Source organism: Corynebacterium spheniscorum, assembly GCF_900113445.1.
GTDB classification, from domain to species: domain Bacteria; phylum Actinomycetota; class Actinomycetes; order Mycobacteriales; family Mycobacteriaceae; genus Corynebacterium; species Corynebacterium spheniscorum.
Map to the genome: position 1 here is coordinate 1 of NZ_FOPJ01000023.1, position 1,648 is coordinate 1,648.

Annotated in this window: 1 rRNA gene; it reads right to left on the minus strand. The window is 54.7% G+C overall.

From position 1 onward, the window contains the following. Positions 1-203 precede the first annotated feature (203 nt). A 16S ribosomal RNA gene (locus BMZ01_RS10915) occupies positions 204-1,648 on the minus strand; the annotation flags it as partial.

Consider the following 1,648-nt stretch of genomic DNA (forward strand, 5'->3'; position numbering starts at 1 on the left):
CAAAGATTGTTTGTTTTACAAAGGTGTTCGCTTCGCTTGTGTCCGCTACCCAACCACCACCAACAGTGGCTTATAGATACTGGTGGTTTATGTCTCCACCCGGATTCACAATAAAAAAACTGTGCAACACCAATATGGTGCCCACAAAAAACACACCCACCAACCACAGGCTGAGTAGGAATGTTGTATGTAATGCTCCTTAGAAAGGAGGTGATCCAGCCGCACCTTCCGGTACGGCTACCTTGTTACGACTTCGTCCCAATCGCCGATCCCACCTTCGACCACTCCCTCCCACAAGGGGTTGGGCCATGGGCTTCGGGTGTTACCAACTTTCATGACGTGACGGGCGGTGTGTACAAGGCCCGGGAACGTATTCACCGCAGCGTTGCTGATCTGCGATTACTAGCGACTCCGACTTCATGGGGTCGAGTTGCAGACCCCAATCCGAACTAAGGCCGGCTTTAAAAGGATTAGCTCCACCTCACGGTATCGCAACCTGCTGTACCGACCATTGTAGCATGTGTGAAGCCCTGGACATAAGGGGCATGATGATTTGACGTCATCCCCACCTTCCTCCGAGTTAACCCCGGCAGTTTCTCATGAGTCCCCACCATAACGTGCTGGCAACATAAGACAAGGGTTGCGCTCGTTGCGGGACTTAACCCAACATCTCACGACACGAGCTGACGACAACCATGCACCACCTGTATACCAGCCCACAAGGGGAAACCACATCTCTGCGGCGATCTAGTATATGTCAAGCCCAGGTAAGGTTCTTCGCGTTGCATCGAATTAATCCACATGCTCCGCCGCTTGTGCGGGCCCCCGTCAATTCCTTTGAGTTTTAGCCTTGCGGCCGTACTCCCCAGGCGGGGCGCTTAATGCGTTAGCTACGGCACGGACCACGTGGAAGCAGCCCACACCTAGCGCCCACCGTTTACGGCATGGACTACCAGGGTATCTAATCCTGTTCGCTACCCATGCTTTCGCTCCTCAGCGTCAGTAACTGCCCAGAGACCTGCCTTCGCCATCGGTGTTCCTCCTGATATCTGCGCATTTCACCGCTACACCAGGAATTCCAGTCTCCCCTACAGCACTCAAGTTATGCCCGTATCGCCTGCACGCCCGGAGTTAAGCCCCGGAATTTCACAGACGACGCGACAAACCACCTACGAGCTCTTTACGCCCAGTAATTCCGGACAACGCTCGCACCCTACGTATTACCGCGGCTGCTGGCACGTAGTTAGCCGGTGCTTCTTATACAGGTACCGTCACAAAAGCTTCGTCCCTGTCGAAAGAGGTTTACAACCCGAAGGCCGTCATCCCCCACGCGGCGTCGCTGCATCAGGCTTCCGCCCATTGTGCAATATTCCCCACTGCTGCCTCCCGTAGGAGTCTGGGCCGTATCTCAGTCCCAATGTGGCCGTCCACCCTCTCAGGCCGGCTACCCGTCGACGCCTTGGTAGGCCATTACCCCACCAACAAGCTGATAGGCCGCGAGCTCATCCTGTACCAAAAAATCTTTCCACCACCACACACTAAAGGATGGTCCTATCCGGTATTAGACCCAGTTTCCCAAGCTTATCCCGAAGTACAGGGCAGATCACTCACGTGTTACTCACCCGTTCGCCACTCGAGTACCCCAACA